The 26,342-nt window shown below is 66.9% G+C and carries 29 protein-coding genes, 2 tRNA genes and 1 pseudogene; 19 read left to right on the top strand and 13 right to left on the bottom strand.

Annotation, left to right across the window (positions count from 1 at the left end; translation table 11 throughout):
- The first annotated feature begins 13 nt into the window (after positions 1-13).
- Together C1706_RS14370 and C1706_RS09595 are read left to right on the top strand one after the other, a co-directional pair.
- Complete coding sequence (locus C1706_RS14370) at positions 14-823, top strand: thymidylate synthase (RefSeq protein ID WP_206661086.1); 810 nt, start codon at positions 14-16, stop codon at positions 821-823.
- A 31-nt stretch (positions 824-854) separates the two neighbouring features.
- Entirely contained in the window at positions 855-1,361 is a 507-nt protein-coding gene (locus C1706_RS09595; protein ID WP_129459018.1) for a dihydrofolate reductase, read from the top strand.
- Positions 1,362-1,376: 15 nt separating this feature from the next.
- Here the strand turns inward: C1706_RS09595 and C1706_RS09590 are convergent, their stop codons facing one another.
- Positions 1,377-1,910 carry a mycothiol transferase gene (locus tag C1706_RS09590; protein ID WP_129459017.1) on the bottom strand — a complete coding sequence of 178 codons (534 nt, stop codon included), beginning with the start codon at positions 1,908-1,910 and terminating at the stop codon, positions 1,377-1,379.
- Between the two features lie 68 nt (positions 1,911-1,978).
- On the opposite strand from C1706_RS09590, the gene C1706_RS09585 reads away from it, so the two are divergent.
- The 4 genes from C1706_RS09585 to C1706_RS14615 all read left to right on the top strand — a co-directional run bounded on the left by C1706_RS09585 (position 1,979) and on the right by C1706_RS14615 (position 4,466).
- Complete coding sequence (locus tag C1706_RS09585) at positions 1,979-3,340, top strand: DNA polymerase IV (RefSeq protein WP_129459016.1); 1,362 nt, start codon at positions 1,979-1,981, stop codon at positions 3,338-3,340.
- A gap of 37 nt (positions 3,341-3,377) precedes the next feature.
- Positions 3,378-3,459 (top strand) — tRNA-Leu (locus tag C1706_RS09580).
- 30 nt (positions 3,460-3,489) lie between these two features.
- Entirely contained in the window at positions 3,490-3,921 is a 432-nt protein-coding gene (locus tag C1706_RS14620) for an acetylxylan esterase (RefSeq protein ID WP_241653518.1), read from the top strand.
- Entirely contained in the window at positions 3,918-4,466 is a 549-nt protein-coding gene (locus C1706_RS14615; protein WP_241653517.1) for an acetylxylan esterase, read from the top strand. Before C1706_RS14620 ends, C1706_RS14615 begins: the two co-directional genes overlap by 4 nt.
- A gap of 35 nt (positions 4,467-4,501) precedes the next feature.
- Here C1706_RS14615 and C1706_RS09570 read toward each other — a convergent pair whose 3' ends face one another.
- On the bottom strand, positions 4,502-5,392 hold the full coding sequence (locus C1706_RS09570; RefSeq protein WP_206661076.1) for a YeiH family protein: 891 nt from the start codon (positions 5,390-5,392) through the stop codon (positions 4,502-4,504).
- 188 nt (positions 5,393-5,580) lie between these two features.
- The gene (locus C1706_RS09565) at positions 5,581-6,057 is read right to left on the bottom strand and encodes a peroxiredoxin (protein WP_431830697.1); all 477 of its coding nucleotides are present in this window, start codon (positions 6,055-6,057) and stop codon (positions 5,581-5,583) included.
- A 63-nt stretch (positions 6,058-6,120) separates the two neighbouring features.
- Between C1706_RS09565 and C1706_RS09560 the strand changes: the two genes are divergently transcribed.
- From C1706_RS09560 to C1706_RS09545, 4 genes are all read left to right on the top strand, one after another.
- Positions 6,121-6,414 (top strand): DUF3618 domain-containing protein, encoded by a 294-nt coding sequence (locus C1706_RS09560; RefSeq protein ID WP_164987505.1) that lies wholly within the window; start codon positions 6,121-6,123, stop codon positions 6,412-6,414.
- A 247-nt stretch (positions 6,415-6,661) separates the two neighbouring features.
- Positions 6,662-7,963 (top strand): ABC transporter substrate-binding protein, encoded by a 1,302-nt coding sequence (locus C1706_RS09555; RefSeq protein WP_129459015.1) that lies wholly within the window; start codon positions 6,662-6,664, stop codon positions 7,961-7,963.
- Between the two features lie 86 nt (positions 7,964-8,049).
- Complete coding sequence (locus C1706_RS09550) at positions 8,050-9,150, top strand: carbohydrate ABC transporter permease (RefSeq protein ID WP_129459014.1); 1,101 nt, start codon at positions 8,050-8,052, stop codon at positions 9,148-9,150.
- A gap of 104 nt (positions 9,151-9,254) precedes the next feature.
- Entirely contained in the window at positions 9,255-10,061 is an 807-nt protein-coding gene (locus C1706_RS09545) for a carbohydrate ABC transporter permease (RefSeq protein WP_241653528.1), read from the top strand.
- Between the two features lie 200 nt (positions 10,062-10,261).
- Here the strand turns inward: C1706_RS09545 and C1706_RS09540 are convergent.
- The 9 genes from C1706_RS09540 to C1706_RS09500 form a co-directional block, all read right to left on the bottom strand.
- Positions 10,262-10,337: transfer RNA gene (locus C1706_RS09540), tRNA-Lys, on the bottom strand.
- 51 nt (positions 10,338-10,388) lie between these two features.
- Positions 10,389-11,105 carry a type 1 glutamine amidotransferase gene (locus C1706_RS09535; RefSeq protein WP_129459012.1) on the bottom strand — a complete coding sequence of 239 codons (717 nt, stop codon included), beginning with the start codon at positions 11,103-11,105 and terminating at the stop codon, positions 10,389-10,391.
- On the bottom strand, positions 11,102-12,304 hold the full coding sequence (locus C1706_RS09530; protein ID WP_206661084.1) for a DUF1727 domain-containing protein: 1,203 nt from the start codon (positions 12,302-12,304) through the stop codon (positions 11,102-11,104). The genes C1706_RS09535 and C1706_RS09530 overlap by 4 nt, the downstream gene beginning before the upstream one ends.
- A gap of 156 nt (positions 12,305-12,460) precedes the next feature.
- A complete protein-coding gene (locus C1706_RS09525) occupies positions 12,461-13,390 on the bottom strand; it encodes an ABC transporter substrate-binding protein (RefSeq protein WP_129459010.1) in 930 nt (309 codons plus the stop codon).
- Between the two features lie 42 nt (positions 13,391-13,432).
- On the bottom strand, positions 13,433-14,092 hold the full coding sequence (locus C1706_RS09520) for an ABC transporter permease (RefSeq protein WP_129459009.1): 660 nt from the start codon (positions 14,090-14,092) through the stop codon (positions 13,433-13,435).
- Complete coding sequence (locus tag C1706_RS09515; RefSeq protein WP_129459008.1) at positions 14,089-14,769, bottom strand: ABC transporter permease; 681 nt, start codon at positions 14,767-14,769, stop codon at positions 14,089-14,091. The genes C1706_RS09520 and C1706_RS09515 overlap by 4 nt, the downstream gene beginning before the upstream one ends.
- Positions 14,766-15,578 (bottom strand): ABC transporter ATP-binding protein, encoded by an 813-nt coding sequence (locus C1706_RS09510; RefSeq protein ID WP_129459007.1) that lies wholly within the window; start codon positions 15,576-15,578, stop codon positions 14,766-14,768. The genes C1706_RS09515 and C1706_RS09510 overlap by 4 nt, the downstream gene beginning before the upstream one ends.
- Before the next feature lie 127 nt (positions 15,579-15,705).
- Complete coding sequence (locus C1706_RS09505; protein WP_129459006.1) at positions 15,706-16,068, bottom strand: PTS sugar transporter subunit IIB; 363 nt, start codon at positions 16,066-16,068, stop codon at positions 15,706-15,708.
- Complete coding sequence (locus C1706_RS09500) at positions 16,065-16,718, bottom strand: VTT domain-containing protein (RefSeq protein ID WP_129459005.1); 654 nt, start codon at positions 16,716-16,718, stop codon at positions 16,065-16,067. The genes C1706_RS09505 and C1706_RS09500 overlap by 4 nt, the downstream gene beginning before the upstream one ends.
- Positions 16,719-16,961: 243 nt before the next feature.
- On the opposite strand from C1706_RS09500, the gene C1706_RS09495 reads away from it, so the two are divergent.
- The 9 genes and pseudogenes from C1706_RS09495 to C1706_RS09455 form a co-directional block, all read left to right on the top strand.
- Positions 16,962-17,825, top strand: a complete 864-nt coding sequence (locus C1706_RS09495; RefSeq protein WP_241653516.1) for an EamA family transporter — start codon at positions 16,962-16,964, stop codon at positions 17,823-17,825.
- Between the two features lie 156 nt (positions 17,826-17,981).
- Complete coding sequence (locus tag C1706_RS09490; protein ID WP_129459003.1) at positions 17,982-18,338, top strand: DUF2200 domain-containing protein; 357 nt, start codon at positions 17,982-17,984, stop codon at positions 18,336-18,338.
- Positions 18,339-18,456: 118 nt separating this feature from the next.
- Complete coding sequence (locus C1706_RS09485) at positions 18,457-19,128, top strand: GntR family transcriptional regulator (RefSeq protein ID WP_129459166.1); 672 nt, start codon at positions 18,457-18,459, stop codon at positions 19,126-19,128.
- Positions 19,125-20,432: an MFS transporter gene (locus tag C1706_RS09480; RefSeq protein ID WP_206661074.1), complete on the top strand. Its 1,308-nt coding sequence runs from the start codon at positions 19,125-19,127 to the stop codon at positions 20,430-20,432. The genes C1706_RS09485 and C1706_RS09480 overlap by 4 nt, the downstream gene beginning before the upstream one ends.
- 84 nt (positions 20,433-20,516) lie before the next feature.
- Positions 20,517-21,392 (top strand): sugar phosphate isomerase/epimerase family protein, encoded by an 876-nt coding sequence (locus C1706_RS09475; RefSeq protein ID WP_129459002.1) that lies wholly within the window; start codon positions 20,517-20,519, stop codon positions 21,390-21,392.
- A 269-nt stretch (positions 21,393-21,661) separates the two neighbouring features.
- Positions 21,662-21,994 carry a hypothetical protein gene (locus tag C1706_RS09470; protein ID WP_180316855.1) on the top strand — a complete coding sequence of 111 codons (333 nt, stop codon included), beginning with the start codon at positions 21,662-21,664 and terminating at the stop codon, positions 21,992-21,994.
- Positions 21,995-22,089: 95 nt separating this feature from the next.
- Complete coding sequence (locus C1706_RS14365; protein ID WP_206661073.1) at positions 22,090-22,407, top strand: hypothetical protein; 318 nt, start codon at positions 22,090-22,092, stop codon at positions 22,405-22,407.
- 68 nt (positions 22,408-22,475) lie between these two features.
- Positions 22,476-23,668 (top strand): IS3 family transposase gene (locus C1706_RS09460; protein WP_431830696.1). Its coding sequence is split into 2 segments (ribosomal slippage): positions 22,476-22,760 and positions 22,763-23,668, totalling 1,191 coding nucleotides; the frame shifts between segments, so codons are not numbered across the junction.
- 36 nt (positions 23,669-23,704) lie between these two features.
- Positions 23,705-24,460: pseudogene (locus tag C1706_RS09455) on the top strand (transposase); the annotation flags it as partial.
- Between the two features lie 218 nt (positions 24,461-24,678).
- Here C1706_RS09455 and gadC read toward each other — a convergent pair.
- Positions 24,679-26,331 (bottom strand): glutamate/gamma-aminobutyrate antiporter GadC, encoded by a 1,653-nt coding sequence (gene gadC / locus C1706_RS09450; RefSeq protein WP_129459000.1) that lies wholly within the window; start codon positions 26,329-26,331, stop codon positions 24,679-24,681.
- Positions 26,332-26,342: the final 11 nt, after the last annotated feature.

Raw genomic sequence — 26,342 nt, 5'->3', positions numbered from 1 at the left:
CCGAACCGAAGGCGTGGCGAACCAGGCCGATGCCCAATATCTCGCCCTGCTGCGGCACATCGTGGAGGACGGGGTTCAGAAATCTGACCGCACCGGGACGGGGACGCTCAGTGTCTTTGGACACCAGATGCGGTTTGACCTGTCACAGGGCTTCCCGCTGCTCACCACGAAGAAGCTGCACACCCGCTCCATTTTTGGGGAACTGTTGTGGTTCTTGCGCGGTGACACGAACATCGGTTGGCTGCACGACAACCGCATCACCATCTGGGACGAGTGGGCCGACGAAGCAGGCGACCTGGGGCCGATCTACGGAGCGCAGTGGCGGCGCTGGGAAGCCCCCGACGGCAGGCGGATCGATCAACTCGCCGACGTGATCGAACAGATCCGCGTCAACCCCGACTCGCGACGGCTCGTCGTCGCGGCCTGGAACCCTGCCGACGTGGGCGCGATGGCGCTGCCGCCGTGTCACCTGTTGTTCCAGTTCTTTGTGGCCGACGGACGGCTGAGCTGCCAGATGTACCAGCGCTCCGCGGACGTCTTCTTGGGTGTGCCGTTCAACATCGCCTCCTACGCCCTCCTGACCCAGATGATCGCCCAGGTGGTGGGCCTGCAGCCCGGCGAGTTCGTCCACACACTCGGGGACGCGCACCTTTACCTCAACCATCTCGACCAGGCGCGCGAGCAACTCACCCGCGAACCGCGTCCGTTGCCGACGGTGCGGCTCAATCCGGACGTGACGACGATCGACGGGTTCGAACTGTCCGACATCGAACTCATCGGGTATGACCCCCACCCGACCATCAAGGCTCCCATCGCGGTCTGAGCGACCGCCCGCCCCGCCAGCAGGAGGAACCATGCCCGTCATCGCCATTGCCATCGTCGCGTCGAATGGGGTCATCGGGGACGGCACCCGCCAGCCCTTCGAGTACGCCGAAGACTGGGCGCGCTACAAGCAGGTGACCCTGGGCCACCCGATGATCATGGGGCGGCGCACCTTCGAGGCTATTGGCCGGTGGCTGCCCGGACGCACCACCATCGTGATCACCCGCCACCCCGAGAACATCGAGGTGCCCGCAGGCGAGCCGCGGCTCGGCTACGCGGTCGCGACGCTGGAGGACGCCTTCGCGCTGGCTCATTCCCTCGACGACACGATCTTTGTCGCCGGGGGCGGCCGCGTGTACCGCGAAGCGATGGACCAGGTGGACGAACTCGACCTCACCGAGGTGCATCACCCCGCCGAAGGGTCGGTGCTTTTCCCGACGATCGACCCTGCGGTCTGGCGCGAGACGCGACGCGAGCCCCGCGGGGAGTTCGACTTCGTCGGGTATGCGCGGATCGCCCCGTTACCCCCTCGCGCCTGACCCCGCATTCGAGGGTCAGTAGCCGACCGACCAGTGCGTCAGCAGGCCACGGGCGTACTCGGCTTGCCCCAGGTGCGCGACCGCATCGTCGATGGTGCTGATCAGGCGCGCACCACGCGTCACAGGCGGTTCCCAGGACGCGTCGACGATGTCGTCGAGATCGGACGCCTCCAACGTGCGCAGATACGCCAGTGTGGCGTCGGTCACGGCGATGACATAGGCCAGGAGCACAGCGGGCTCCTCGACGCGTAGCGCCGCGACACGCTCGGGGGAGTCGCCGAAGCCGATCTCGTCGGGCCCGCGGTGGACCCCAAGCCGGGCAGCCCACGCCCCGCTCACCCATAGCTGCTCGGTGCCCGCCAAGGCAGAGACCTGCGCATCCTGCTGGCGCGCGGCATGCCACACCAGCCACGCGATCGAGTTGGCCTGCGTGCCGTTGCGCCCCGGTACAGGAAGGTTGGCGACATCAGGGTCGAGGGCCCGCAACGTTGTGCGTGCGGCGTCGGTGGGGCGGCTGGCGGCGTCGATGAGCAGGGTGATCGCATCCATGTGTTCGATGGTGGCACGCCCGGATGACAAAAGCGTGAAGCGTCAGGCCCGGATGCCACACTGGAGGGATGCAGGAGGTCAGCGGGCACCGTCGCGATGCCTCGATCCTCCACCTCGATCTGGACGCCTTCTTTGCCGCCGTCGAGCAGCGCGACAAGCCGTCCCTGCGGGGAAAACCGGTCATCGTCGGGGGGCTTGGGGGGCGCGGTGTGGTCTCGACGGCCTCCTACGAGGCGCGCGCCTTTGGCGTCCACTCGGCCATGCCGATGCATGAGGCGAGGCGGCTGTGCCCCCACGGTGCTTACCTTTCTGGTCGTTACGGCGTCTATCAGGCGTCCTCGGCGATCGTCATGGGCCTGCTGGCCGAACTGTCACCCCTGGTGGAGCCGCTCAGCCTCGACGAGGCGTTCGTCGACCTCGCCGCGGGCCCGACGCAGGAGTTCACCCCACACGCGCTGACCGAACTCGCCGAAGGCCTCAGGGCCCGGGTCACCGAGGCTACGGGAGGCCTGACGGCGTCGGTGGGGGTGGGGACCAGCAAGTTCATGGCGAAGGTCGCCAGTGAGCTGGCCAAGCCCGACGGTGTGCGCGTCGTTGCGTCCGGCACCGAGATCGACACCATCGCCGCGTTGCCCGCCCGGGCGATCCCCGGGGTTGGCCCGGCAACCATGGAACGACTCACCCGTTTGGGCGTGACGACGATCGCCGACATTCGTGCCCTGAGCCGTGGCGAACTGCTGCGCGAACTGGGCAAGGCTCAAGGCGAAGGGGTGTACGCCCTCGCTCATGCCATGGATCTGCGTCCCGTGGTGGCAGGCCGGGAAGCCAAGTCGATCAGCATCGAGGACACCTTCGAGGGCAATGTGACCGACCGCAGCGAGTTGGACGCCGTCATCGAGCGTGACGCGCGCCTGGTGGTGGGAAAGCTCACGGGGCAGGGGCAGTTCGCCCGCACTATCACCCTCAAAGTCAAGCGCCCCGACTTCACGATCATCTCGCGCAGCCTCACGTTGCACGGCGCCACTGATCGCGCCGACACCGTGGCGCGCATCGCGCGCTCGCTGCTGGACGCGATCCCCATCGAGACCGGCTTCCGGCTGCTGGGTGTGGGCGTCGCGGGATTCACCGAGGCCGCTCAGGAGGAGCTTTTCGAGCCCGACACCCTGGGCGCCACCGTCACCTCCATCGCCACGGCCGCCCCCGGATCGGCGCCGCAGGAGGTGGTGCTGCGTCCGCGCTGGGTGCCCTCCTTCACCCCGGGCGCCGACGTGGAGCATGACGAGTGGGGGCACGGCTGGGTGTGGGGCTCAGGTTTAGGGCGCGTGACCATTCGCTTCGAGACCGCCGAGACGGGCCCCGGCCCTGTGCGCACTTTTGCCCTGGACGACCCCGCGTTGCGCCTCGTGGCGGTTGGCGCAGCGCCCGAGTGAGCAGGGGAGACAAGGCCTGGCTAGACTGATCCGGCTGGCCGGAGTGGTGGAATTGGCAGACACGCGGGATTTAGGTTCCCGTGCCGCAAGGCGTGAGGGTTCAAGTCCCTTCTCCGGCACCCAGGTCGCCATGTCACTAGGGTGGACGCGTGGCTGAGTTTGATCTTCCGCTGAGCGAACTAGAGAACTACCGCCCTACTGTGCGGCGCCCCGAGGATCTGGAGTCCTTTTGGCGTTCGACCCTGGAGGAGTCGCGCCGACGAGCGTGGGCACCGAGGTGGGAGCGGGCCGACACTGGTTTGGCGCTGTTGGACACCTACGACCTCACCTTTTCCGGGTTCGATGGACAGCCGGTGCGAGCTTGGGTGCATGTGCCTGCGGGGGCTCCGGGGCCGCTACCCGTGGTCACCGAGTTCCACGGCTATGGCGGCTCGCGCGGCGTGGCGTGGCAAAACACCTTCTATGCGATGGCGGGCTACGTCCATGTGACGGTGGATTCGCGCGGCCAGGGATGGAGCGAAGCGGGAGCACTCCCGACCCGGACAAGGACGCGGGGTCGTCCACGGTGCCAGGCCTCATGACGAAGGGGATCGCTCACCGAGACACCTACTACTACCGGCGCCTCTACACGGATGCGGCACTCGTGGTGGACGCCGTCCGCGAACTGCCCTGGGCCGATCCGGCCCGCGTCGCGGTCACCGGGACCAGCCAGGGGGGCGGGTTGGCGATCGCCGCCGCGGCGCTCACCCCCGACGTGTCGGCGGTGGCTGCCGACGTGCCGTTCCTGTGCGGGTTCGAGCGAGCCATGCAGATCACGGATCGGGCGCCGTACTCAGAGATCGTGGAGTATCTGGCACGGTACCGCGACCGGGTCGAGCGCACGTTGGAGGTGCTGTCGTACTTCGACGGCATCAATTTGGCTACCTGGGCCCAGGCGCCCGCTCTCTTTTCGGTGGGGTTGCGGGACGAGACCTGCCCGCCCTCGACGGGGTTCGCCGCCTTCAACGCCTGGGCGTCCCCGGACAAGCAGATGGCGGTGTACCGCTACAACGACCACGAGGGCGGCGGCGAATACCACCTGCGCCGCAAGCTGGCGTTTCTGGCCGAGCATCTGCGCCGTCCCTGACGCTGTGAACGCGGCCCGGGGTGGGCAGCGCGGGCCTACGTGGTCGTGAGCAGGACCCCCCCGAGGCCGAGCAGGGTGATGATGACGGTCGCGCTCGCGCCCAGCAGGATGGGACGCCCACCCATCCCGAGCAGTTTGCGGACGTTGACGCCCGTGCCCAAAGCGAACATCGCGGCTGACAACAGCAGGGTCTGCACGATCTTGATGACGCTCAGGGCGGGGGCCGGAACGATGCCGAGGCTGGCCACCACGACGGCCACCAGGAACCCGACCACGAAGAGCGGGACCAGCGGGGGACGGACGCCTGCGGAGGCGGGGTCGGCATCGTGGCGGCGCCGCTGCCACACAGCCAGGACGGCCATGACGGGCGCCAGCAGCACGACCCGGGCGAGCTTGACGATCACCGCTACCGCCAGCGCTGCGGGGCCGATGATGCCCGCAGCCGCGACGACCTGAGCGACCTCGTGAACCGACGAACCTGCCCACAGACCTGCCTGGTGTTCGCTGAGTCCAAGCAGGCCGCTCAGCACCGGGATGACCGCGATCATCGCCGTCCCAAACAACACCACTTGGGCGAGCGCGGAGGCGACCTCCTCGTCTTTGGTGTCGATCACACCGTCACAGGCAGCGACCGCTGCGGCGCCACAGATCGAGAATCCGCTGGCCACCAGCAGCGTCGCCGAGGTGGACAGACCAAGCAGGCGTCCGATGAGGAGCGTCAACGTAAACGTCAGGGTGACGACGCCGATCACCACGCCGACCATGCCCCAGCCGAGCCCTGCAATGTCGGCGAGCGAGACCTGGAGTCCCAACAAGACGACGCCGATGCGGAGTAGCCGCTTGGCGCTGTAGGCGACACCGGGCGCGCAGGGGGAGGGCAAGGGGAGGAGGTTGCCCACCAGCATGCCGAGCACAATCGCGATCAAAAGTGCCGAGAGAACCGGGCCCAGAGGTTGATGAGCAGGGCGGCAGTTGCCGCCACGGCGCAGACAGCCAGGCCGGGGAGCAGGGATTTCACAGGCCGCACCCTAGACCCGGCGCTGCGTTCGGCTCGTGCGTGTTTGCAGGGCGACCGCTCCGGCGGCCTGCCGAAGCGGTCGTGCGTTGTTGCGTGTTACAGGCCGAGTTGACGCCGCAAGCGGTCGACGTGACCGGTCGCCTTCACGTTGTACTGGGCCTCGGCGATCGTCGCCTTCCCGTCGGCGTCAACGTCGACGACAAAGGTGGACCGGATGACCCCTTCGATCTCCTTGCCGTACAACATCTTGGTGCCGAAGGCACCGTAGGCCTTCATCACGGCCTTGTCCTGGTCGGACAGGAGCAGAACGTCCAGGTTCTCCTTCGACCGGAATGCGGCGAGCTTGGCCGGTGAGTCGGGGGAGATCCCCACCACGGTGTAGCCCGCTTGGCCGAACTCGACGGAGTGGGTGGTGAAGTCGATGGCCTGCGTGGTGCAGCCCGGGGTCATGGCGGCCGGGTAGAAGTAGACGATCACGCGCCCCCCTGCGTAATCCGCCAGGGAGTGGGCGACGCCATCGGCGTCGAGCAAGGAGAAGGTGGGTGCAGGGTCGCCGGTCTGAAGTCTGGCCATGATTGTCAGCCTAGCTTCTGGCATAGTGGACGGAGGCAGCGGCACTGGGCAAAAGGAGCAGCGGTGGTAGACGGCACGAGCAACACAGCACGAATCGAGGCCGACATCGCCGCCGCGCGAACCAGGCTCGCGAGCAACATCGAGGGGCTCATCACGCAGTCCCATCCCAAGGTCATCGTCGCCCGTAGCGTCGAGGACGCCAAGCAGTTCGTCGCCGACGAAGTGGGCGGCGTGAAGGCTCAGTTCGTCAACCCCGATGGCAGTCTGAAGACGGCGCGTGCCCTCGCGCTGGCTGCAGCCCTGATCGGGGGCGTTGCGTTCCTGGTCGTTGTGCGGTCCCTGGCACGCGGGAACTGATCGTTCCCCCGCGCTTCACCCAAGACCCCACACAAAATCACATAGCCGGGCACGCGAAGGCGCGTGCCCTTGGCCGTTTGTGCACGCCATCCGGCATCGATGCCACGCTGGCCGGGCACTTCCCACAAAGTCAAAGATTGATAACGATGGGGTGTAGTTACTTCCGCCATGAAGCGAGCGGGTCTATTTTGAGTCCACGAACGAGGCCCGCAGGTCCGTGCGAGCCGTCACAGAGAAGTGAGGTTTGATGAACAACAAGACCACGAAGCGCGCACTGGTGGCGACACTCGCCGCCGCTGGGGTGCTCGCGACTGCTGCTTGTTCTTCGACGCCGGCGTCCTCCGGCTCCGCAGGGGCAGACACCACCGCGGATTGGACGAAGAAGGGTCCGATCACCTACGCCCAGGGCAAGGACACCTCAGGCAACCTGAAGGCCGAGATCGACGAATGGAACGCGGCCAACCCCGACCAGAAGGTCACGCTCATCGAGCTGAGTGACAGCGCCGATCAGCAGCGCGATGCGATGGTGCAGCGCGCGACCGCGAAGTCCGGCGAGTTCTCCGTGATCAGCATGGACGTCGTGTGGACGGCGGAGTTCGCCGCCAACCAGTGGGTGCAGGAACTCCCCACCGACAAGTTCCCGATGACCGGGATGCTGCCCAGCGCAGTGGACGGCGTCACGTACTTCAACAAGGTGTACGGCTACCCGTCGACCTCCGACGGTGCGCTGCTGTACTTCCGTAAGGATCTGCTCGACGCCAAGGGCCTCAAGGCCCCGACGACGTGGGCCGAGATGAAGACCGTCTGCGACGCCATCGTCCCCGAGCACCCCGGCATGTCCTGCTACGCCGGTCAGTTCCAGAAGTACGAGGGCTTGACGGTGAACGTCGCCGAGGCCATCAACTCCGCCGGCGGTGAGGTGCTCACCAAGGACGGGAAGCCCGCGGTCAACACGCCGGCGGCTCTCAGCGGTGTTCAGTGGCTCGTCGATGGATTCAAGGACGGGATGATCCCGAAGGAAGCCATCACGTTCAAGGAGGAAGAGTCGCGTCAGGCGTTCCAGGACGGCAAGCTGCTGTTCCTGCGCAACTGGCCTTACGTGTACCAGCTCGCACAGAAGACGGACGGCTCTTCGCAGGTGGCCGGCAAGTTTGCTGTGGCTCCGCTGCCGGGTAAGGACGGTCCCGGCGTTTCGACCCTGGGCGGTCACAACATGGCGATCTCCAAGTTCGCCGACAACAAGGGCACTGCGATGGAGTTCATCAAGTGGATGAACACCCAGGACAACCAGAAGCGCCGTCTGAAGACGTCGTCGCAGGCCCCGACGGTCCAGTCGCTGTACTCCGATAGCTCCCTCCAGACGGAGTTCCCGTACCTGAAGGATCTCGGTGACTCCATCGCGACGGCCAAGCCTCGTCCGAAGGCTGTGAAGTACGCCGACGTCACGTTGGCCGTCCAGGACGCGACCTACGCCACCCTGCAGGGTCAGAAGACTCCGCAGGTCGCCTTCGACGAACTGCAGACCAAGCTGACCGACCTCGTCAAGTGAGTCGAGGCCATCACTGAATCCGATGGCCCGGTGCGACCACGTGTGTCGCGCCGGGCCATTGGTTCGGCAGAGGAAATGAGCACCCTATGACAGCATCCGCGACGGCGACTACGCCGTCGGCGTCGCCGGCTCGCCGGCCGAAGAGGAATCTCCTCAGCGATGGTCAGAATCTTCTGGCCACGATCCTCGTCTCGCCCACCATGCTCGTGATCGCCCTGGTGGTGGGATTCCCCATCCTGTTCTCGGTCCGTGAGTCGCTGTTCGCCAGCAGCAGTGGCGTGGATCCCACTACGGGCGTCCTTCAAAGCGGCGAGCATTTCGCAGGACTGAGCAACTTCACCGACATCTTCTCCAACCCGACGCTCGTCGTCGGTGTGTGGGGGAGCATGGACCGACTGGTCAATGCGTTCATCAACACCACCTTCTTCACGGTGGTGTGTGTGGTCGCGGAGACGATCATCGGCGTGGCCATGGCCGTCATCATGAGCAAGGCGTTCCGGGGGCGGGGCCTCGTGCGTGCCGCGATCCTGGTTCCGTGGGCGATCCCGACGATCGTCTCAGCCAAGATGTGGGCGCTCATCTTTGACGCCAACGGTGTGGCCAACAAGCTGCTCGGTCAAAACATCTTGTGGCTGGCCGACAACTCCTATTCGCAATGGGCCGTCATCGTCGCCGACGTGTGGAAGACGGCACCGTTCATCGGGCTGCTGACCTTGGCCGGTCTGCAGACGATTCCCGACGAGGTTTATGAGGCGGCCCGCGTCGACGGGGCGAGCGGCTGGCAGCAGTTCACGCGGATCACGTTGCCTTTGGTGCAGCCCGCCCTCGTGGTGGCCGTGCTGTTCCGCACCCTCGACACCATGCGCATGTTCGATCTCCCGTTCGGCATGATCGGCCCGGGCAAGTACTCGGTCGAAACGCTGTCGATGTTCGCCTACTTCGAGAACAACGCCCTGCGCTACGGCCCAGCTGCCGCCTACTCGATCGTCTTGTTCCTCTACATCGTCTTGGTCGCCTTCCTGTTCGTGAAGCTGCTGGGGGCTGATGTGGTGGGCGATCCCGAGGCGAAGGCCATGGCGGAGGCCCGTAAGCGCCGCAAGGTCGCGGCGCGCCAGGCCAAGGCTGAGGGGCGTCCCGTCCCCAAGCCGGTGCGCAGCACGATTACGAGCGGAGATTCGCCCTCATGACCACGCAGACACACGTGCACACCTCCGCAGAAGAGGTGCACGCGCTCGCCCATCGCAAGCGCTCGGGCAAGGACATCGCGGTGCTGGTCGGCGGCATCATCGGTATGGCCGTCATCGTGATCTACTGCCTGGCTCCGTTCTATTGGATGATCGTCAGTTCCCTGCGTCTGCCCACCATGGGGCGCAGCACCGACTTCATCCCGAACCCGGTGTCATTCGCGAACTACGCGGGGGTGTTCGACCCGAGCAACAACTTCGGCCGAGCGATCATCAACTCGATCATCGTCTCGACGGTCGTGACGGTCCTCACCCTCCTGTTCGGCATCCTGGCTGCGTACGCGCTGGCCCGGCTCCGGTTCCGGTTCAAGGGCGCGGTGCTGGCGATCATCATCGCCTGCTCGATGTTCCCTGGCATCACGCTGCTGATCCCGCTGTTCAAGCTGTTCACGGGGTCCTATCCCTGGTTCCCGCTGAACTGGATGAACACCTACCAGGCGCTCATCATCCCGTCGCTGAGCTTCGGGCTCCCGCTGTGCGTGTGGAACCTCACGGCGTTCTTCCGGCAGTTGCCGGTCGAGCTCGAGCAGGCAGCCATGGTGGATGGCTGCACCCCCGGGCAGGCCTTCGTGCGGGTCATCCTGCCGTTGGCGGCTCCCGGCATCTTCACCACGGCGATCATCACCTTCATCGCGGTGTGGAACGAGTTCCTCATCGCCTTGACGTTCGCGACCCGGTCGGACATGTACACGGCCACGGTGGCGATCAGCAAGTTCACCGGTCAGTACGGTTTCGACACTCCCTGGGGCAGCATCATGGCTGCCGGTGTCCTCTTGACCGTGCCCCTGATCATCTTGGTGCTGGTCTTCCAGCGCCGGATCGTGGCGGGGCTGACCGCCGGTGGCGTGAAGTGAGCTGTTAGCAACGACACAGTGACGCGATGGTGGGCCGGGAGGATGTCTCCCGGCCCACCATCGCGTTTCCCGCGCTCTCCCCGTGGCGCGCGGGTTGGGGCAGGCGGACTGGGTGGCTGGCGACGCCCCGGGGAGGGCATGCTCGTGTGGGTGTCGGGGATGCAACAAGGCCCGGAAGAGGAACCTTCCGGGCCTTGCTCTGGTACACCGCCAGGGACTTGAACCCTGAACCCGCTGATTAAGAGTCAGCTGCTCTGCCAGTTGAGCTAGCGGTGCGCGCGAGAAGAGACTCTAGTGCACGCGGTGCGGAAAAGCGAATCGAACCCCTCAGCGACGCACGAAAGCCAGACGCTCGCGTCGGAGCCCCGCAATCTCGTCTGCACCCCGCGAGAGGGGCTCCAGCGTGCGCCCCAGCGCACGCTGGAGCAGGTAGTCGGCCAACTCGGGGTTACGCGCCAACACGGGGCCGTGGGGATAGGTCGCGACCACATTGCCCTGGACTGCGCCCTCGGTGCCGCCCCCATCGTTGCCGACGCCGATCTCCACCCGCGCCAGCGGTGAGGCTTGGGAGCCGAGCGTCGTGTAGCCGCCGTGATTCTCGAACCCGGTGATCTGACTCGTGGTGCCGTCGGGCTTCGTCCAGGTGGTGAGGATCTCACCGACGGCGCGCACGGGGCCTCGCCGGGTCTCGACATCGAGGAGGCCTAGCCCCTCCCGCACCTCGTCGTTCTCGCCGATCGTGAACGTGTGGCCGCAGATCTGATAGCCGGCGCACACCGCGAACAGGATGGCTCCCTCGCCGAGCGCGTCGAAGAGCTCACCGCCCCGGCGCAGTTCCCGCACGGCTGTGGTCTGGGCGTTGTCCTCGCCGCCGCCCAGGAGATAGATGCTCCCATCGCGGGGGAGCGTCTCGCCGGGTTCGACCATGACCACGTCGGCGTCGATGCCACGCCACTGGAGGCGTCGCGCCAAGACTTTGGAATTTCCCTGGTCGCCATAGATGCCGAGGAGGGATTGATATACCAGCACGATCTTCACGGTCATCGCAGGCCTGCCATCTTGAGCAACTTCTGGAACGGGGTGTAGGTGGCGATCACGTCGACTGGTTCCGACGTGCCGCGCACGGCGCGCACGGCGTCGCTGACGTCGGAGATCACTTCGTGGGTCACGTCACCGTATTCCAGCCGGACGGCCAGGTCGTATGCGCGAGGACCCGAGCAGATGACGCGGCGACCGCGCAGTTGCTCGAAATCCACGTCCCACAGCCAGGAGACGTCCTTGCCGTCGGCCGCGACGGAGTCGATGGCCAAGATGACCGGGTCGCTGCTCAACAGGGGCAGCGACTCCGACCAGCCAGCCGGGTTCTTGCTCAGCACCAGCCGTAGCAAGGAATCGCCGATGCTGGTCACCGCGAAGCGACCCGCAGGAGCGCGCACCGTCGAGAACCCTGCCAGGGCGTCCGGCACGCTGACACCGAACTCGACCGCAGCAGCGAGCGCGCATGCGGCGTTGGCGACATTGAAGGCGCCCGGAACATTCAGCGCGGACGCCACTCGTTCGCCGCTGGGAAGCTCAATGTCGGTGCCGCGGACCCGATAGTCGGCCGGAGGCTCGGTGAGATCGCATCCGGGGCAATCCCAGGCTCCGGTGGGAGCATCCTGGGAGGGGTTGTCGCGCTGCAACAGCGATCCACACTGGGGACACAAGGCGGCGTCTGCGGTCCACGTCGATGCTGTGTCGACCCAGATCACCTTCTTGACATCGCTGGCCGCCCACACCACCAGCGGGTCGTCGGAGTTGGCGACCACCACCGGGCCGTCAGAGCCGGCGTTGGCCAGCGCGTCGCGCCACGACCGAGCCAAGAACTTGATCTCGTGATTGCGGTCGAGTTGATCGCGGCTGAAGTTCAACAAGACGAGCACCTCGGGTCGTCCGTGGACGATGAGGTCCTTCACAACCCGCTCATCGGTCTCCAAGACGGCGATGTCGGCATGAGGAGCCTTGGCCAGCGACGAGGCGATGCCGTAGTGCAGGTTGGCGCCGTCGGCGTTGGTGACCAGGCGGTCCGCGTCCGGCCCGAGTCCGGTGCGGAGCGCGGCGGCCAGGAAGTGAGTGGTGGTGGTCTTGCCGTTCGTGCCGGTCACCGACGCGATACGACGGCCCTTGACCAGTTCCGCGAAGGCGTCGGGATGGATCCGGGTGAGGATCTGGCCCCGGATCGATGCGCCCGAACCCTTGCCCAAGGCGCGGGACAGCACGGCGGCGGCGTCGCCCAGCAGCGTGCCCGCCTGAAGCCGCAGCCGATCGCTAGCGGGTAATCGGGCGGGGGTGGCTCGCGCGTTCAGATCCTTCGGCACTTCTCTATTGTGCCAGCGGAGCGCGAGTCACCCCCGTTCGGTTCAGACCAGGCCCTTGCTCTTCAGCCAGGCCGAGGCAATGTCGGCCGACTTGGCCTGCTCGTCGACGCTGCGGGCATTGAGTTGCTGCAGGTCGGCCACGGACAACTGCGAGTTGACGGCCTCGATCGCGGCCGCTGCCTTCGCGTCGACCTTGGCGGACACGATGGGGGTGACGTTCTGCGGCAGGATCAGATTCTTCGGGTCGGACAAGATGACCAGGTTGTTCTTTGCGATGGACGGATCGGCGGTGTACAGGTCGGCCACCTGGACGGTGCCGTCGGTCAGCGCACGAAGGGTGAGCGGGCCGCCCGAATCCTCCACCGGCACCAGCTGCAGATCGACGCCGTAGGCGGTCTTGACGCCCGCGGGGCCGTAGGGACGCGTCGCGAACTCGCTGTTGGCCGCGATCTTCACCGGCTGAGGGGCCTTGGTGAGATCGGCGATGGCCGCCAGCCCGTACTGGTCGGCCAGCGCCTTGGTGACGGTGTAGGAATCCTGATCGGACGCCGCTGCCGCGGTCAACGCGCGCAGCCCCTTCGGGAGGGCCTGGCCCAGTGCGGTCGCGATCTGTGCCGCGTCGGTGGCCGTCGCCTTCTTGTCGTAGTACTGCAGCAGGTTGCCGCTGTACTCAGGAATGACGTCGATCTTCCCGGCTTCGAGTTCGGGGAGATAGATCTCCCGCTGGCCGATCTGATACTGGCGTGTGACGGTGAACCCGGACGCTTCCAGGGCCTGCGCGTACAACTCGGCGATGATCTCGTTGGAGTAGTACTGCTGCGAGCCGATCACCACAGTGGCCCCGGACCCCTTGCCCGTCGCCGGCGCGGAGGACGGTGCCAAGGGGTTTCCAGTCGAGCACCCGGCGGCGACCACGCCGAGGCCGGCGAGGGCGGTGAGGGCGCCGAGACGTCGGCGAGAGATGGGGGACATGGGCGGTTCCTTTCAATGGGTGGAGGTCGGACCCTCCGTGGGTCAGCGAAAGCGGGCGGGGGAGGTGAGGCGTTGGATAGCGGCAAACGTGACGTCAATAACCAAAGCGAGGGCGACGACCAGAAGCGACGCTGCGAGCATCTGGGCGTAATCCTGCGTCTTCAGGCCCAGGAACAGGAAGCGCCCCAGGCCACCCGATCCGACGTAGGCGGCCAGGGTCGCGGTGGCGATGACCTGGAGGAAGGCGGACCGGATGCCTCCGACGAGCAGCGGGAAGCCCAACGGGACTTCGACCTTCGTCAGGACCTGGAACTCGGTCATCCCCGAAGCCCGTGCCCCGTCGACGGCCTGACGGTCGGCGGCCTCGACCCCCGAATAGGCGCCCGCAAGCACCGAGGGCAGGGCCAAGATGACGAAGGCGACCATCGGGCCGATCAGTCCGATCCCAAACAGGATCCCCAGCAGCGTCACAAGGCCGAGGGTGGGTAGGGCACGGGCGCCCCCGGAGATACCGACGGCCAGGCCGCGGAGGCGTCCGCTGTGACCCACCCACCACCCGGCCGGAATGGCGATCACGCAGGCGAGCGCGACGCCCGCGACCGAGTAGGCCAGGTGTTCACCCAACCGCACGCCGATGCCGTTCGGGCCGCCCCAATGCGTGGGGTCGGCGAGCCAGGCGAACGCCTCGATGAGGAAGTTCATGCCGTCACCGCCTCAGGGGTGGAGGCGTGGTCGCGTTCCTCACGTGCGGGACGCGTCCAGGGGAGCAGCAGGCGCCCACCGAGCACCACGACGGCGTCCACCAGCAGCGCGAGCGCCACGGTCAGGACGATGCCCGTCACGATCTCGGCGACGATGCCGCGCTGGAAGCCCTCAGTGAACAAGGATCCGAGGCTGGGGATGCCGAGCACGGCGCCGACCGTGACCAGCGACACAGTGCTCACCGCGACGACCCGTAGCCCCGCGACGAGGGTCGGCCCTGCCAGCGGCAGTTCCACGGTGAGGAACCTGCGCGTCGAGGTGTACCCCATGGCCTTCGCGGCATCCAAGGCCAAAGGGTTGACCTGCCGCAGCCCATCAGCCGTCAGCGGCACCATCAGGGCCAGCCCGTACAGCGTCAGGGCCACGATGATGTTCAGCGGGTCACGGGCCGAAGTGCCGATGATGATCGGGAGCACGATGAACAGCGGCAGGGACGGAATCGCGTAGGTGAGCCCTGCGCCGGTCAACAAGGGGGTGCGCAGCCAACCGACCCGGTTAGCCAGCCATGCGATCGGGACGGCGAGCACGAAGCTCGCCACGATCGGTGGAATCGCCAGGGCCAGATGACTGACCAAGTACTCGCCCACCATGGCGAGGTTGTCGAACAGCCAGGTCACGCGGACGCGTCCTGAGTCAGCACGCCGGCCGCGCGCCCGAAGGCGTCCACGAGCACCCCGTCGTGGTCGAACAGGGCGCGGGAGCCGCGATCCAGGCCCAAGAAATCGGCCACGAACGGGCTGGCTGGAGCCCCAAGAAGTTCGGGCCCGGTGCCGCGCTGGGCGATGTGGCCGCCCTCGGCTAGCAGGATGATCTGGTCGCCGAGGCGCAGGGCCTCCTCGACGTCGTGGGTGACGAAGACGATCGTCTTGGCCAAGGTGTGCTGGATGCGCAGGAGTTCGTCTTGCAGTTCGGCTCGTACCAGCGGGTCGACGGCGCCGAAGGGCTCGTCCATCAGCAAGATGTTGGGGTCGGCGGCCAAGCCTCGGGCGACCCCGACGCGTTGTTGCTGCCCACCAGAGAGCTGGGCCGGGTAGCGCTTGGCCATTTTGGCGTCCAAGCCGACCAAGTCCATGAGCTCGCGCGCTCGCGCATGAGCGGACGCCTTGCTGACCCCGTTGAGGAGGGGGACGGTCGCGATGTTGTCCAGGACGCTGCGGTGAGGCAGCAGCCCACCGTTTTGCATGACGTAGCCGATGCTGCGGCGCAGTTTCACGGGATCGCGGTCGGCGATGTCGTCGCCGTCAATGGTGATCGTGCCCGAAGTGGCGTCCACCATGCGGTTGACCATGCGCAGGATGGTCGTCTTGCCGCTGCCGGAGGAACCCAGGAGCACGGTGGTTTTGTGGGGTGGGAACTGGGCGCTGAAGTCGTCTACCGCAACGGTGCCGTCTGGGTAGGTCTTGGTCACGCCGGTCAGCTCGATCATGGGTGAGCCTTAATGTCGAGTTATTGGTCCAGGTGCCACGCTGTGGCGGACAGCCTACCCCGAGCCACCGACAGCCCTGCTGAGGGCGTCCGCGGCCACGTCGCGGAGCCCCTCAACGGGGAAAGATTCAGGCTATGGCGTCGCGTTGACCCAGGGCCAGGGAAATCTGCCGCGTCACGTCGGCGACATCCAGGGGATCGCGGATGGGGCGCACGATCGGCGCGACCGACGCCAGCGCGTCCACGAGTTCTGGGCTAGCGAGCAGCAGATCCGCACGGGGAGCGGCTTGCTGGGCAGACGCCAGGTCGAGCGCCTCAATGTCGGCGGAGATCCCTAGCGGGGGTGTGGCGCAGCGGGCCGTCATCTCGATCAGCAAGGAGACGCCCAAACCGGACGGCCCGACGGTGATGATGCGCACAGCCGGGCTTGGCGGCGTGGTCGGGGCCCCCGTCTCAGGCGTCGAGGTGCTGGTGAGTGGGGGCTGCGTCATGCGTTCTCGGTCTCCTGGTTCGAGGTCGCCTTACGGGCGGCCAGGCGGGTGCGGATGGCCGAGATGATCAGCGGCGCGACCGACACCCCGACGATGACCAGCATGATGGCCTCGATGTTGCGCGTGATCCCCGGGATTCCACCGAGAAGGACGCCGACGAGGGTCATGCTGACCACCCAGCCGATGGCGCCCAGGATGTTCCACATGACGAAGTGCCGGTAACGCATGTTGGCGGTACCCGCGACGAGCGGAACATAGGTCCGCACGATCGGGACGAAGCGGCCCAAGACCAAGGCCAGGGGCCCGTGACGATCGAAGAACGCCTCAGCCGCCTCCAAGCGGTCGGTGCGCAGGACGCGTGCGTTGGGCTTGAACAGGCCCCGCCCAAACCGGCGCCCGAGCCAAAACCCTGCCTGGTCGCCCGCGATGGCTGCTGCGATGGCGACGATCAGGATCTGCCAGATGCTGATGTTGAGCGAGTCGCGCAGGATGGCCGCGGTCACTAGGAGGGAATCACCGGGCAGGAACGGGAACAGGAGACCCGACTCGATGAAGACCACCACTCCCATGCCCACGAGCACCCAGGGCCCGAAGGAGGCGAGCAGGGCCCCCGCGTTCGTGAGGTTGCTCAGCCAGCCGAGGATGTCCATCGTGTCTCCTTCAGGGGTGGTCCGTGGTGCTGTTTCCGCCCTCCATTGTGCTGCCCTTTCGTGCAGGCTCGGGACCACCGCCCCTGGATGGTCTGGTTCGGCGCTCTGTTGGGGCCCCGGTGGGGGCCGGTGCGGCAGCGGAATCCAGGAGCTTCGCGTGGGGTGTCTCCTTGTGGAATGCGAGGTCGGCGGTGCGTCGTCTCGGCATAGCATCGCTGCGGGGGGAGTGACGAGCTGATGTGGATGGCGTTCGCGGTGGGGTCGGCGTTCTTTGCTGGAGTGACCGCGGTGCTGGCAAAACTCGGCATCCGCGATGTGGACGCGAACCTGGCGACCGCGTTGCGGGCGGGTGTTGTCCTTGTGCTGGCGTGGGGGCTGGTCTTCCTGGTTGGCTCCCAGACGACCCTGGGCACCATCGACGGCCACACCTGGGTGTTTTTGATCCTGTCGGGGCTCGCCACGGGCGCATCCTGGTTGTGCTACTTCCGGGCCCTGCAACTGGGCGACGTCACCAAGGTGGTGCCGGTGGACAAGACGAGCACCGTCGTCACGATGGTGCTCGCGATCACCTTCCTGGGCGAGCGCGTGGACGCCTTCGTGGCGGGTGGGATGGTCGCGATCGGGCTGGGGACCTATCTCATGATCGAACTGCGCGCCCCTGCAGCACGTGCGGAGCGAGGGCGGGGGAGTTGGTCGTGGCTCGCCTACGCGGGTGGCTCCGCGCTGTTTGCGGCGCTGACGGCCATCCTGGGCAAGGTCGGTATCGAAGGCGTCGAGTCGACGCTTGGAACCGCGATCCGCACCGGGGTGGTGCTCCTCGCCGCGTGGGGAGTGGTGGCGGTGACCGGCAGTCAGCGAGGCATCCGCACCATTGATGCGCGCAGTTGGGTCTTCCTGGTGGTCTCGGGCGTGACGACCGGGCTGTCGTGGCTGTGCTACTACCGGGCGCTGCAAGAAGGCCCTGCCAGCGTGGTGGTGCCGATCGACAAGCTGAGCATCCTGGTATCGGTCGCCGCCGGGGTTGTGGTGTTTCGTGAACGTGTCTCGATGCGGGGTTGGGTGGGGCTGTCCCTGGTCGTCGCAGGGACGCTGGCGCTCCTCGCCTGACCCGCACGGGGGGGCAGCCGCGAGTGGCAGATCCCGTTGCGCCCCGCCGGTTGCGTGGGGAGGGGAACCGGGAGGGCTTGAACTGGCGCCCGCGACCGGTCAGGGTGGGGCGGTACACAAGTCCCGAGCGTCGAACGAGGCCCCGTAGGAGGCTGCATGGCCGGTCATCGGATCTTTCAGGTCAGCTTCGCCAGCATTTACCCGCTCTACGTCGCGAAGGTGACCAAGAAGGGGCGCACGAAGGAAGAGTTGGACGCCGTGCTGGGGTGGCTGACCGGCTATGACGTGATGGGGCTGGCGTCCTGCCTGGAGGATGAGCGCAGCCTGGCGGAGTTCTTCGCCTCCGCTCCGCGGCTCAACCCGGCCGCCGCCTTGGTCACTGGCGTCATCTGCGGGCATCGGGTCGAGCAGATCGAGGATCCGCTGATGCGTCAGATCCGCGTCTTGGACAAGGTGGTCGACGAGTTGGCGCGGGGCCGTGCGGTGGAGAGGATCCAGCGCACCGCGTCCTGACGGCGCGGGCGGGGTGCGGGCGCCTGCTGTTCGGCTGGGCGGCGCCCCCCGCTGCCTTCACGGAGTCTGAGACAGCGCGAGGGAGGCCAACGCCACTCCTTAGACTCATCTTGTGTCTATGTTGAATCCCACCCGAGCGACGGATCGCCCCGCCGCCGCGGAGACCGCCTACCAACACACGAAACAACGCATCCTGACGGGCGAACTGCCCACCGGGATGATGCTCAGCGAAGGCGACATCGCCGGACAGCTGGGTTTGAGCCGGACGCCCGTGCGCGAGGCATTCCTGCGGCTGGAGACCGAAGGGTGGCTGCGGCTCTACCCCAAGCGGGGTGCGCTGGTCGTGCCCGTCGCGCCTGGGGAAGCCGAGGCCGTCATCGAGGCGCGGCTCCTGCTCGAATCCCATGCGGTCGAGGCGCTCTTGACGCGCCCCGAAGCGGCACGTCAGGGCCTCGCCGCCCGGCTGAGCGCCATCGTCGAACGTCAGGTCACCGCCTTGGATGCGGGCGATCTGGACGAGTACGCCCGCGAAGACTCCCAGTTCCACCTCGAGTTGGTGGCGGCGGGAGCCAACAGCCTCCTGCTGGACTTCTACGTCACGCTGCGGGAGCGGCAGCAGCGGATGATCGCGCTGTCCATGCTGGAAGACGAGAGCCGCGGACGCGGATTCGTCGCCGAGCATGCCGCCCTCATCGCCCTCATCGAGTCCGGTGACGCGGCCGGGTTTCACGACGCCCTGCGCGCCCACCTGCATCGCGCCCACGGGATCGGCGAGGTGGCGGCCCGATGAGCGCGATGGCGACACCACCCGCAAGCGCGACCGGCGCGCCCTCTCCCGACGCGTCCAAGGGGAAACCCGACGCCGACGCATCCCGCTTCGCCGGTGCCTGGCTGGCGGTGGGTGGTTCGATGTTCGCGGTCGCCTGGGGCGGCAACGAATTCACCCCACTGCTGGTGATGTACCGGGAGGTATCGAAGTTCTCGACCGTCACCGTGGACGTGCTGCTAGGCGCCTACGTGGTCGGCATCGTCCCGGCGCTACTGGCCGGTGGGCCACTGTCGGATCGCTACGGGCGACGCCCTCTCATGCTGCCCGCCGCACCGCTCAGCCTGCTGGGGTCCCTGATCCTGGCTGTGGGGCCCGATTCGTCGTTCCTGCTCGCGCTCGGGCGAGTGTTCTGCGGCATCGCGCTCGGCCTGGTCATGGCGGTGGGCACCACGTGGATCAAGGAACTGTCTGTGCGCGAGGGCAAGCCGGACGCCGGAGCCGGGCGCGCATCCATGTCGCTCACCGTCGGCTTCCTCGTGGGGGCGGGGCTGGCCGGGGCGCTCGCCCAATGGGGCCCCTGGCCGACCGCGACGACGTACGTCTTGCACATCGCGCTGACCCTCGTCACGGGCGCCTGGCTGTTCGGCGTCCCGGAGACGCGCGCCGTGGAGCCTGCCGGGTCGCGCCCGAAGCTGCGGGATGACCTGCGCGTCCCGCCGATCGGTCACCGACGCTTCCTGCGGGTCGTCGTCCCGTTGGCGCCGTGGGTGTTCGGAAGCGTCGGGAGTGCCTATGCCGTCCTGCCGGGCCTGATGCGTGACCATTCAGGGGGCATGCCGATCGCGTTGTCCGCGCTCGTGACCGCGTTGACCCTGGCATTCGGCGTCGCAGCACAACTGGTCGGCAAGGTCATCGACACCCGGCATTCGGCGCGTGCGTCGGTGATCGCGATGGCGTTCCTGGCCGTGGGCATGGGTTTGGCGGCCCTGGCGACGACGGTACTCTCGCTGCCGCTGGTCCTCGTGGCGGCCTGCGTGCTGGGTGTCGGGTACGGTCTGGCGCTCGTCGCTGGGCTGAGTGAGGTGCAGCGCATCGCTGGTCCCGACGACCTGGCGGGGCTGACCGCGGTCTACTACGCCATCGCCTACACCGGCTTCTTCATTCCGGCGATCTTGGCTGTGCTGTCGAAGTACGTCACCTACTCGGCCCTGTTCACGGGGGGAGTGGCGGTCGCGATCTGCTGCCTCATCGTGGTGGCCTGCGCGTGGCGCTCGCACCTGCCCGCCAGCAGCGCCCCGCGTCCTGGGGTGGTCGCCGAGGTCTGACGCCGACGCTCTCCACCCCTTTGAGCCGGAGATGGGTGTTCACTCCGACGCGCAGGGCGAGCCGCCTTAGGCTGGTTCGTATGAGTGGGGCGAACCTCGGCGCAGGTGGGTGTCTTCGGGGTGCCCGGCGAGTCGTGGGACGCGATCATCGCGGCCCTGCACGCCGTCGGGGCCACCTGGCTGGAGGTGAGGGCAGCCCCGGATGCTCTCGTCCACACCGGCCTGACCGCCGCCGAGCGATCCGCGGTGCGCGCCCGGCTGGCCGCCTCAGGAATCACCACGCTCGCTATCGCGTCAGGCGTTCGGCTCGGCGCCCCCGTTCCGACGGATGTCGTCGTCGCCGACCTGTCCGCGCACCTGCACCTGGCCGTGGATCTGGGCGCACCCTTCGTGCGGGTCTTTCCTGGCGCCGCGACCCAGCCCGGCCCCACCGATCACGTCCCAGACCTTGTGAGAGACCGAGCGGGCGTCAACGCGGAGATGGGGGAGCGGCTCGGCATGGCCAGCCTGCTCGCCGCTGACCTGGGTGTCGGCATCCTCGTGGAAACCCACGACTCCCACCTGCGCGGGAGCGACATCGTTCGCCTCCTGGACGCCATCCCCGGAGGGGTGCCCGCCAGCGTGGGCGTCATCTGGGACCTGCTGCACCCGTGGCGCGTCGGTGAATCACCCGCCGACACGTGGCGGATGCTGGGGCCGTGGCTGCGCGAGGGGCGAGGCTACGTGCAGATCAAAGACGTCACCCACCCGCGCGACCTCACCCCTGTCCTGCCCGGAACAGGGCAGGTGCCCTTGAGGGAAGCGCTGCGCATCCTGCGCCGCGGGGGATACTCCGGGCCCGTCTCCCTAGAATGGGAACGCACCTGGTATCCCGACGTTCCCACGCTTGGGGAGGCACTGCGGGCCGTCGCGGAGGCCGACTTGCTCAACGAGTTGCTCGACCCAGAGACGCCGCGCTGATCGTTCACGCGCTGAATCCGACGCGGCTGGCCCGGTAGCGGGGTCTGCGCCCACCTGTGTCGAACGGTGGCGCTGCGGAGAATGGCGCCTAGCCCTGAAGGAAAAGGCCCGCTCCGACGATACGGAGCGGGCCTTCGATGGGGTGCCTGAGTAGCACGCTTGGCAACTCCGCCCCCAAGACGAAAACCCTGGTCAACCGCCTGAACCGCGGGGTCTACGCGGTCTCCCGACGGCCCGAAAGCACCGCTCCGAGGGACGATCGCGGCCCTGTGGTGAGGACTGTCGAGACGGCTCAAACTTTTCTCACCGCCTCCGAGGTGGACGCGCTCGTCGGCGATCACCTGGCCGGGATGGGTGTGAAGGCTCTCGCTGAGAGGTACGGCATCCACCGCGCCACAGTGTTCTCCCACCTTCGCCGTCGCAACGTCCCAAGCCGCCGACCGGGGCTGGGAGTCGACGAGAAGGCGGAGGCCGTGCGGCTGGCGCGAGCGGGCGTCTCGATGCGTGCGATCGGCCGTCGGATGGGAGTTGGTCGCAAGGCGGTGCGTGTGTCCCTCGTCGAAGCGGGGCTCATCGCGGACGACCCCAGCGAACGGTCATAGACACCTTCCGACGGACTCGATTCCACGGTTCAGGCCTGGGAGCGCGTGCGTACCTCATCGGCATCGAACGCCGAGAAGAACCGATGATGGCTGGCTTGAGTGATGTTGCAGGTGACGAGCGAACCGCGCGGATGGTGTTGTCCATGCTTGTCGAGCCCAATGATCCGGTGACGGGCCGAGTCCTGAATGGTCTCGGAGCGATGGAGACGCTCCGGCTTGCTGAGCGTGACGGCGCGGTGGTGGGTCTCAGCGCCATCGACGCGCAGGTCTGGCGCGACCACTTCGACGCACCTGTGGCGAAGGACATCGCCGCCCGTCTCGAACAGGCTCAGCAGTCAGGCATCCATGTTCTCGTCCCAGGCGACGCCGACTGGCACGTCGCCCCCAACGACCTTGGCGATCTCGCTCCCTAGGGACTGCTGCACGGATAGGTGACAACTGACCTGGCTTGCCCGATGGGCAGGCTTGAGAGGATGTCGCTGTGCCCAAGCCCTACCCCCGCGAGTTCCGTGACGACGTGGTTCGTGTCGCCAGGAGCCGGGACCCGAAGACCCCGCTCGACCAGATCGCGAAGGACTTCGGGATCCACCAGACCACGCTGAACTCGTGGATGCGCCGCGCCGATGTCGAGGACGGCGTGAAGCCTGGGATGACCGAGGACCAGAACGCCGAACTGCGTGAGCTCAAGCGCCGCAACCGGCTGCTCGAGCAAGAAGTGGAAGTCCTCCGCAGGGCGGCCGCCTATCTGTCGCAGGCGAACCTTCCGGGAAAATGATGTACCCGCTCGTCCGCGAGCTGGCCGAGGACGGGATCCCCGTCTCGGTGACGTGCCGGGTGCTCAAGATCGCTCGCCAGCCCTACTACCGCTGGCTCGCCCAACCGGTCACCGATGCCGAACTGGTCGAGGCCTACCGCGCGAACGCCTTGTTCGACGCCTACGACGACGACCCGGAGTTCGGTTATCGGTTCCTCGTCGACGAGGCCCGCGATGCCGGCCAAGCGATGGCGGAGCGGACCGCGTGGCGGATCTACTCCGCCAACGGCTGGTGGAGCGTGTTCGGCAAGCCCAAGAAGGGCAAGGCGAAGAAGCCCGGCCCGCCGGTCCACGACGACCTGTGCGCCTTCGTTGACACGCACGGCGTGACCCGTCACGAGTTCAACGCGGAGGGTCCGAACCAGCTCTGGGTCGGCGACATCACGGAGCACTGGACCGGTGAAGGCAAGCTCTACATGTGCGCGTTCAAGGACGTCTACTCCAACCGGATCGTGGGCTGCTCCATCGACTCGAGGATGAAGTCCCGGCTCGCGGTCGCGGCGCTCAACAATGCCGTCGCGCGGCGCGGTGACGTGGCCGGATGCGTGGTCCACACGGACAGAGGATCGCAATTTCGTTCCAGGAAATTCGTCCGTGCACTCAACCGTCACGGCATGGTCGGATCGATGGGCCGGGTCGGCGCCGCGGGTGACAACGCCGCCATGGAGAGCTTCTTCGCCCTACTCCAGAAGAACGTCCTCAACCGCCGTGCCTGGGCCACTCGCGAAGAGCTCCGGATCGCGATCGTGACCTGGATCGAGAGGACCTACCACCGACGCCGCAGGCAGTCCGCCCTCGGACGATTGACCCCCGTCGAATACGAAGCAATCATGACCACGCCAGCCACTCAGGCTGCGTGACCCCACCTGTCACCCGATCGTGCAGCAGTCCCCTCCGCGTTGAAACAGGTGCCCGGGATCAACCCGAACAGGCCCGGCCGCAAGGTGTTGATCCGTACCGACGGGGCTGGTGGTTCCAAACAGCTTCTCGGCTTCCTCTCCAGCAAGGGGGTGTCGTACTCGATCGGCTTCACGCTGCCCATGAGCACCCCGGAGCTCTACCACCTCATCCCCGAGACCGCGTGGCAGGACGCCTACAACGCCGACGGCCAGGTCCGCGACGGCGCAGCAGTGGTCGAGTTCACCGACCTCCTCCAGAGCAAGGGATCGTTGAGCGGGTATCCCTCAGGGATGCGAGTGATCGTCCGCCGGGAACGCCCCCACCCCGGCGCTCAGCTCCGTTTTGATGATGTCGATGGCTACCGGCTTACCGCCTTCGTCACCAACACCCGCACCGGTCAGTTGGCTGACTTGGAGATGCGGCACCGGCGCCGGGCCCGCTGCGAGGACCGCATCCGCACCGCCAAGGACACTGGCCTGTCGAGCCTGCCCTTGCAGGGCTTCGCGCAGAACCGCATCTGGCTGCTCATCGTTGGCTTGGCCAGCGACGTGCTCGCCTGGATGGCCATGCTCTGCCTCGACGGCCCCGCCAGGCGATGGGAACCCAAGACCCTGCGCCACCGCCTGTTCACGATCGCCGCCACGTTGGCCCACATGGGAAGGCGCACCATCCTGCACCTCAAGCGGAACAACCCCTGGTCCACAACCATCCTCGACGGCTGGAACCGGCTCGCAGCCCTCACGCCACCCTGACCACGCCGCCATCCGACCCGACGATCAGCAACACCTCTTCGGCAGTGGAACCGACGCCTACCCGCAGCGCATGCGGGACCTTGTCACACCCCCATGCCAGAATCATGACTACGAGACCGGCAGCGACGCTGGACCGTCGGTCAGCCGGGCCCTATGAAAGATCGAGGCTAGTCCGTCGTCCGCAACGGGCTATGTCATTATGCGGCGCCTGGAGGCGTTCAGTCCTCGTGACGTTCCTGCGGCTTCCTCCCAGTGGGCTCGCTACCGCTGTCGGGCGTGCCCGAGTCCGCCTCAGCACCCATGATCGGATTCACCAGAACGATGTCGGAGCTCGATTTCTCCGCCGTGCTCCGTCGGTCCCAGGTTGGGCGGCGCACGGCGTAAAAGACCAGCGGAGGGCCGCCCAGTAGCAGCACGACGACGGCGACGACCAGGGGGTAGGTGGCATCGGAGAGCCCAGAGAACCCGGTAGGGCGGATGAAGGCGAGAATGAAGGCTGCGGCGCAGGAGATGAAACCCAAGCCTGCCACCAGGGGCATCACAGGCGTCCGGTAGCTACGAACAACCCTTGGTTGCGTCCGGCGCAGCCGGATCGCGGCGGCGAACATCAGCATGTACATGATGAGGTAGAGCGCTGCTGCCATGTCCACCAGGGCGACGAATGCTGTGTTGCCATTGGGGACGAGGACGAAGAGCAGTGCGAGCAACGTCACGATCACTCCTTGCACCGCGAGGATGCCCACCTGCACCCCTGCCTTGTTCCGGCGCTGGAGCAACGGCGGAAGCAGTCCCGTCCGCGCGGCGGCGAGCAGGCCGCGTGAGGGCCCGGCAATCCACGTCACCACCGAGGCGAAAGCACCGAGTGCGACGAGCAGCGAGATCACCGGTGTGCCCCACGAGATGCCCCAGTGGTCGAAGAAGGTCTGGAAGGCCAGGTTGATGCCGTTGGTCACCCCGAGGTCGGTTTGCGGCACGGCCACGGCGATCGCGATTGTGGGGAGGATGAACACACCCAGGATGAGGATCGTGGCGAAGGCTATCGATCGGGGAAAGTCGCGTCCCGGGTTCTTCAGATCGTTCGCGTGCACCGCATTGACTTCCATGCCTGCATAGGCGAGAACGTTCGAGACCACGAGGACGATCGCGGCGATCCCGGTCCAGGGCGGTATGACCGCTGAAGGCTGTAGTGAGGTCTCGGAATGTTCTCCCGTGCCCAGCCAGAGCGCTCCGAGCGCGATCAGGAGAACCGCGGGGAGGATCGTGCCGAAGATCCCGCTCCAGCTGCCGACTTTGGCGAAGAGGTTGCCGCCGGCGAGAGTGATGAGAGTCGATCCCCAGTAGAGGACGAGGATGACGATGGCGGTGTAGATCCCGCTGTGTACGAGATCGGGCTTTCCGACGACGAACGACAAGCTTGCCGCGATGAAGGCGATCTGCGTGGGATACCACACGACGTTCTGAACCCACTGGAGCCAGATCGCGACGAACCCTGCGCGTTCGCCGAAGGCCTCACGCACCCAGGTGAAGATGCCGCCTTTCCACCCCGTTGCCAGCTCCGCTGCCACGAGCGCGGTCGGCACGAGGAACAGAATCGCGGGGATGACGAAGAGCGTGATGGAGCCCAGGCCATAGGTGGCCATTGCGGGCAGGGATCGCAGCGACGCCACCACTACCACCGTGAGCATTGACAGCTGCACGACCGACATGTAGGCCGTCGCTCCTGCCGCGGGGGCGCCAATCGCCGGCCCTGTGTGGTTTCTTGGGCGGCGGTTACCCGATCGGCCGTACGGATGAGGTTTGACGTGCTCCGCCGTAGGGGCCTGAGTGCCGTCCGCGCGCTCGTCCGGTCCTGCGGACCCGTGGTGAGACATCAGCTCGTCCC

This window comes from Propioniciclava flava (genome assembly GCF_004126535.1).
Taxonomy (GTDB): domain Bacteria; phylum Actinomycetota; class Actinomycetes; order Propionibacteriales; family Propionibacteriaceae; genus Propioniciclava; species Propioniciclava flava.
The sequence above is the reverse complement of the archived record's forward strand: the minus strand, read 5'-3'. Positions and strand labels throughout refer to the sequence as shown.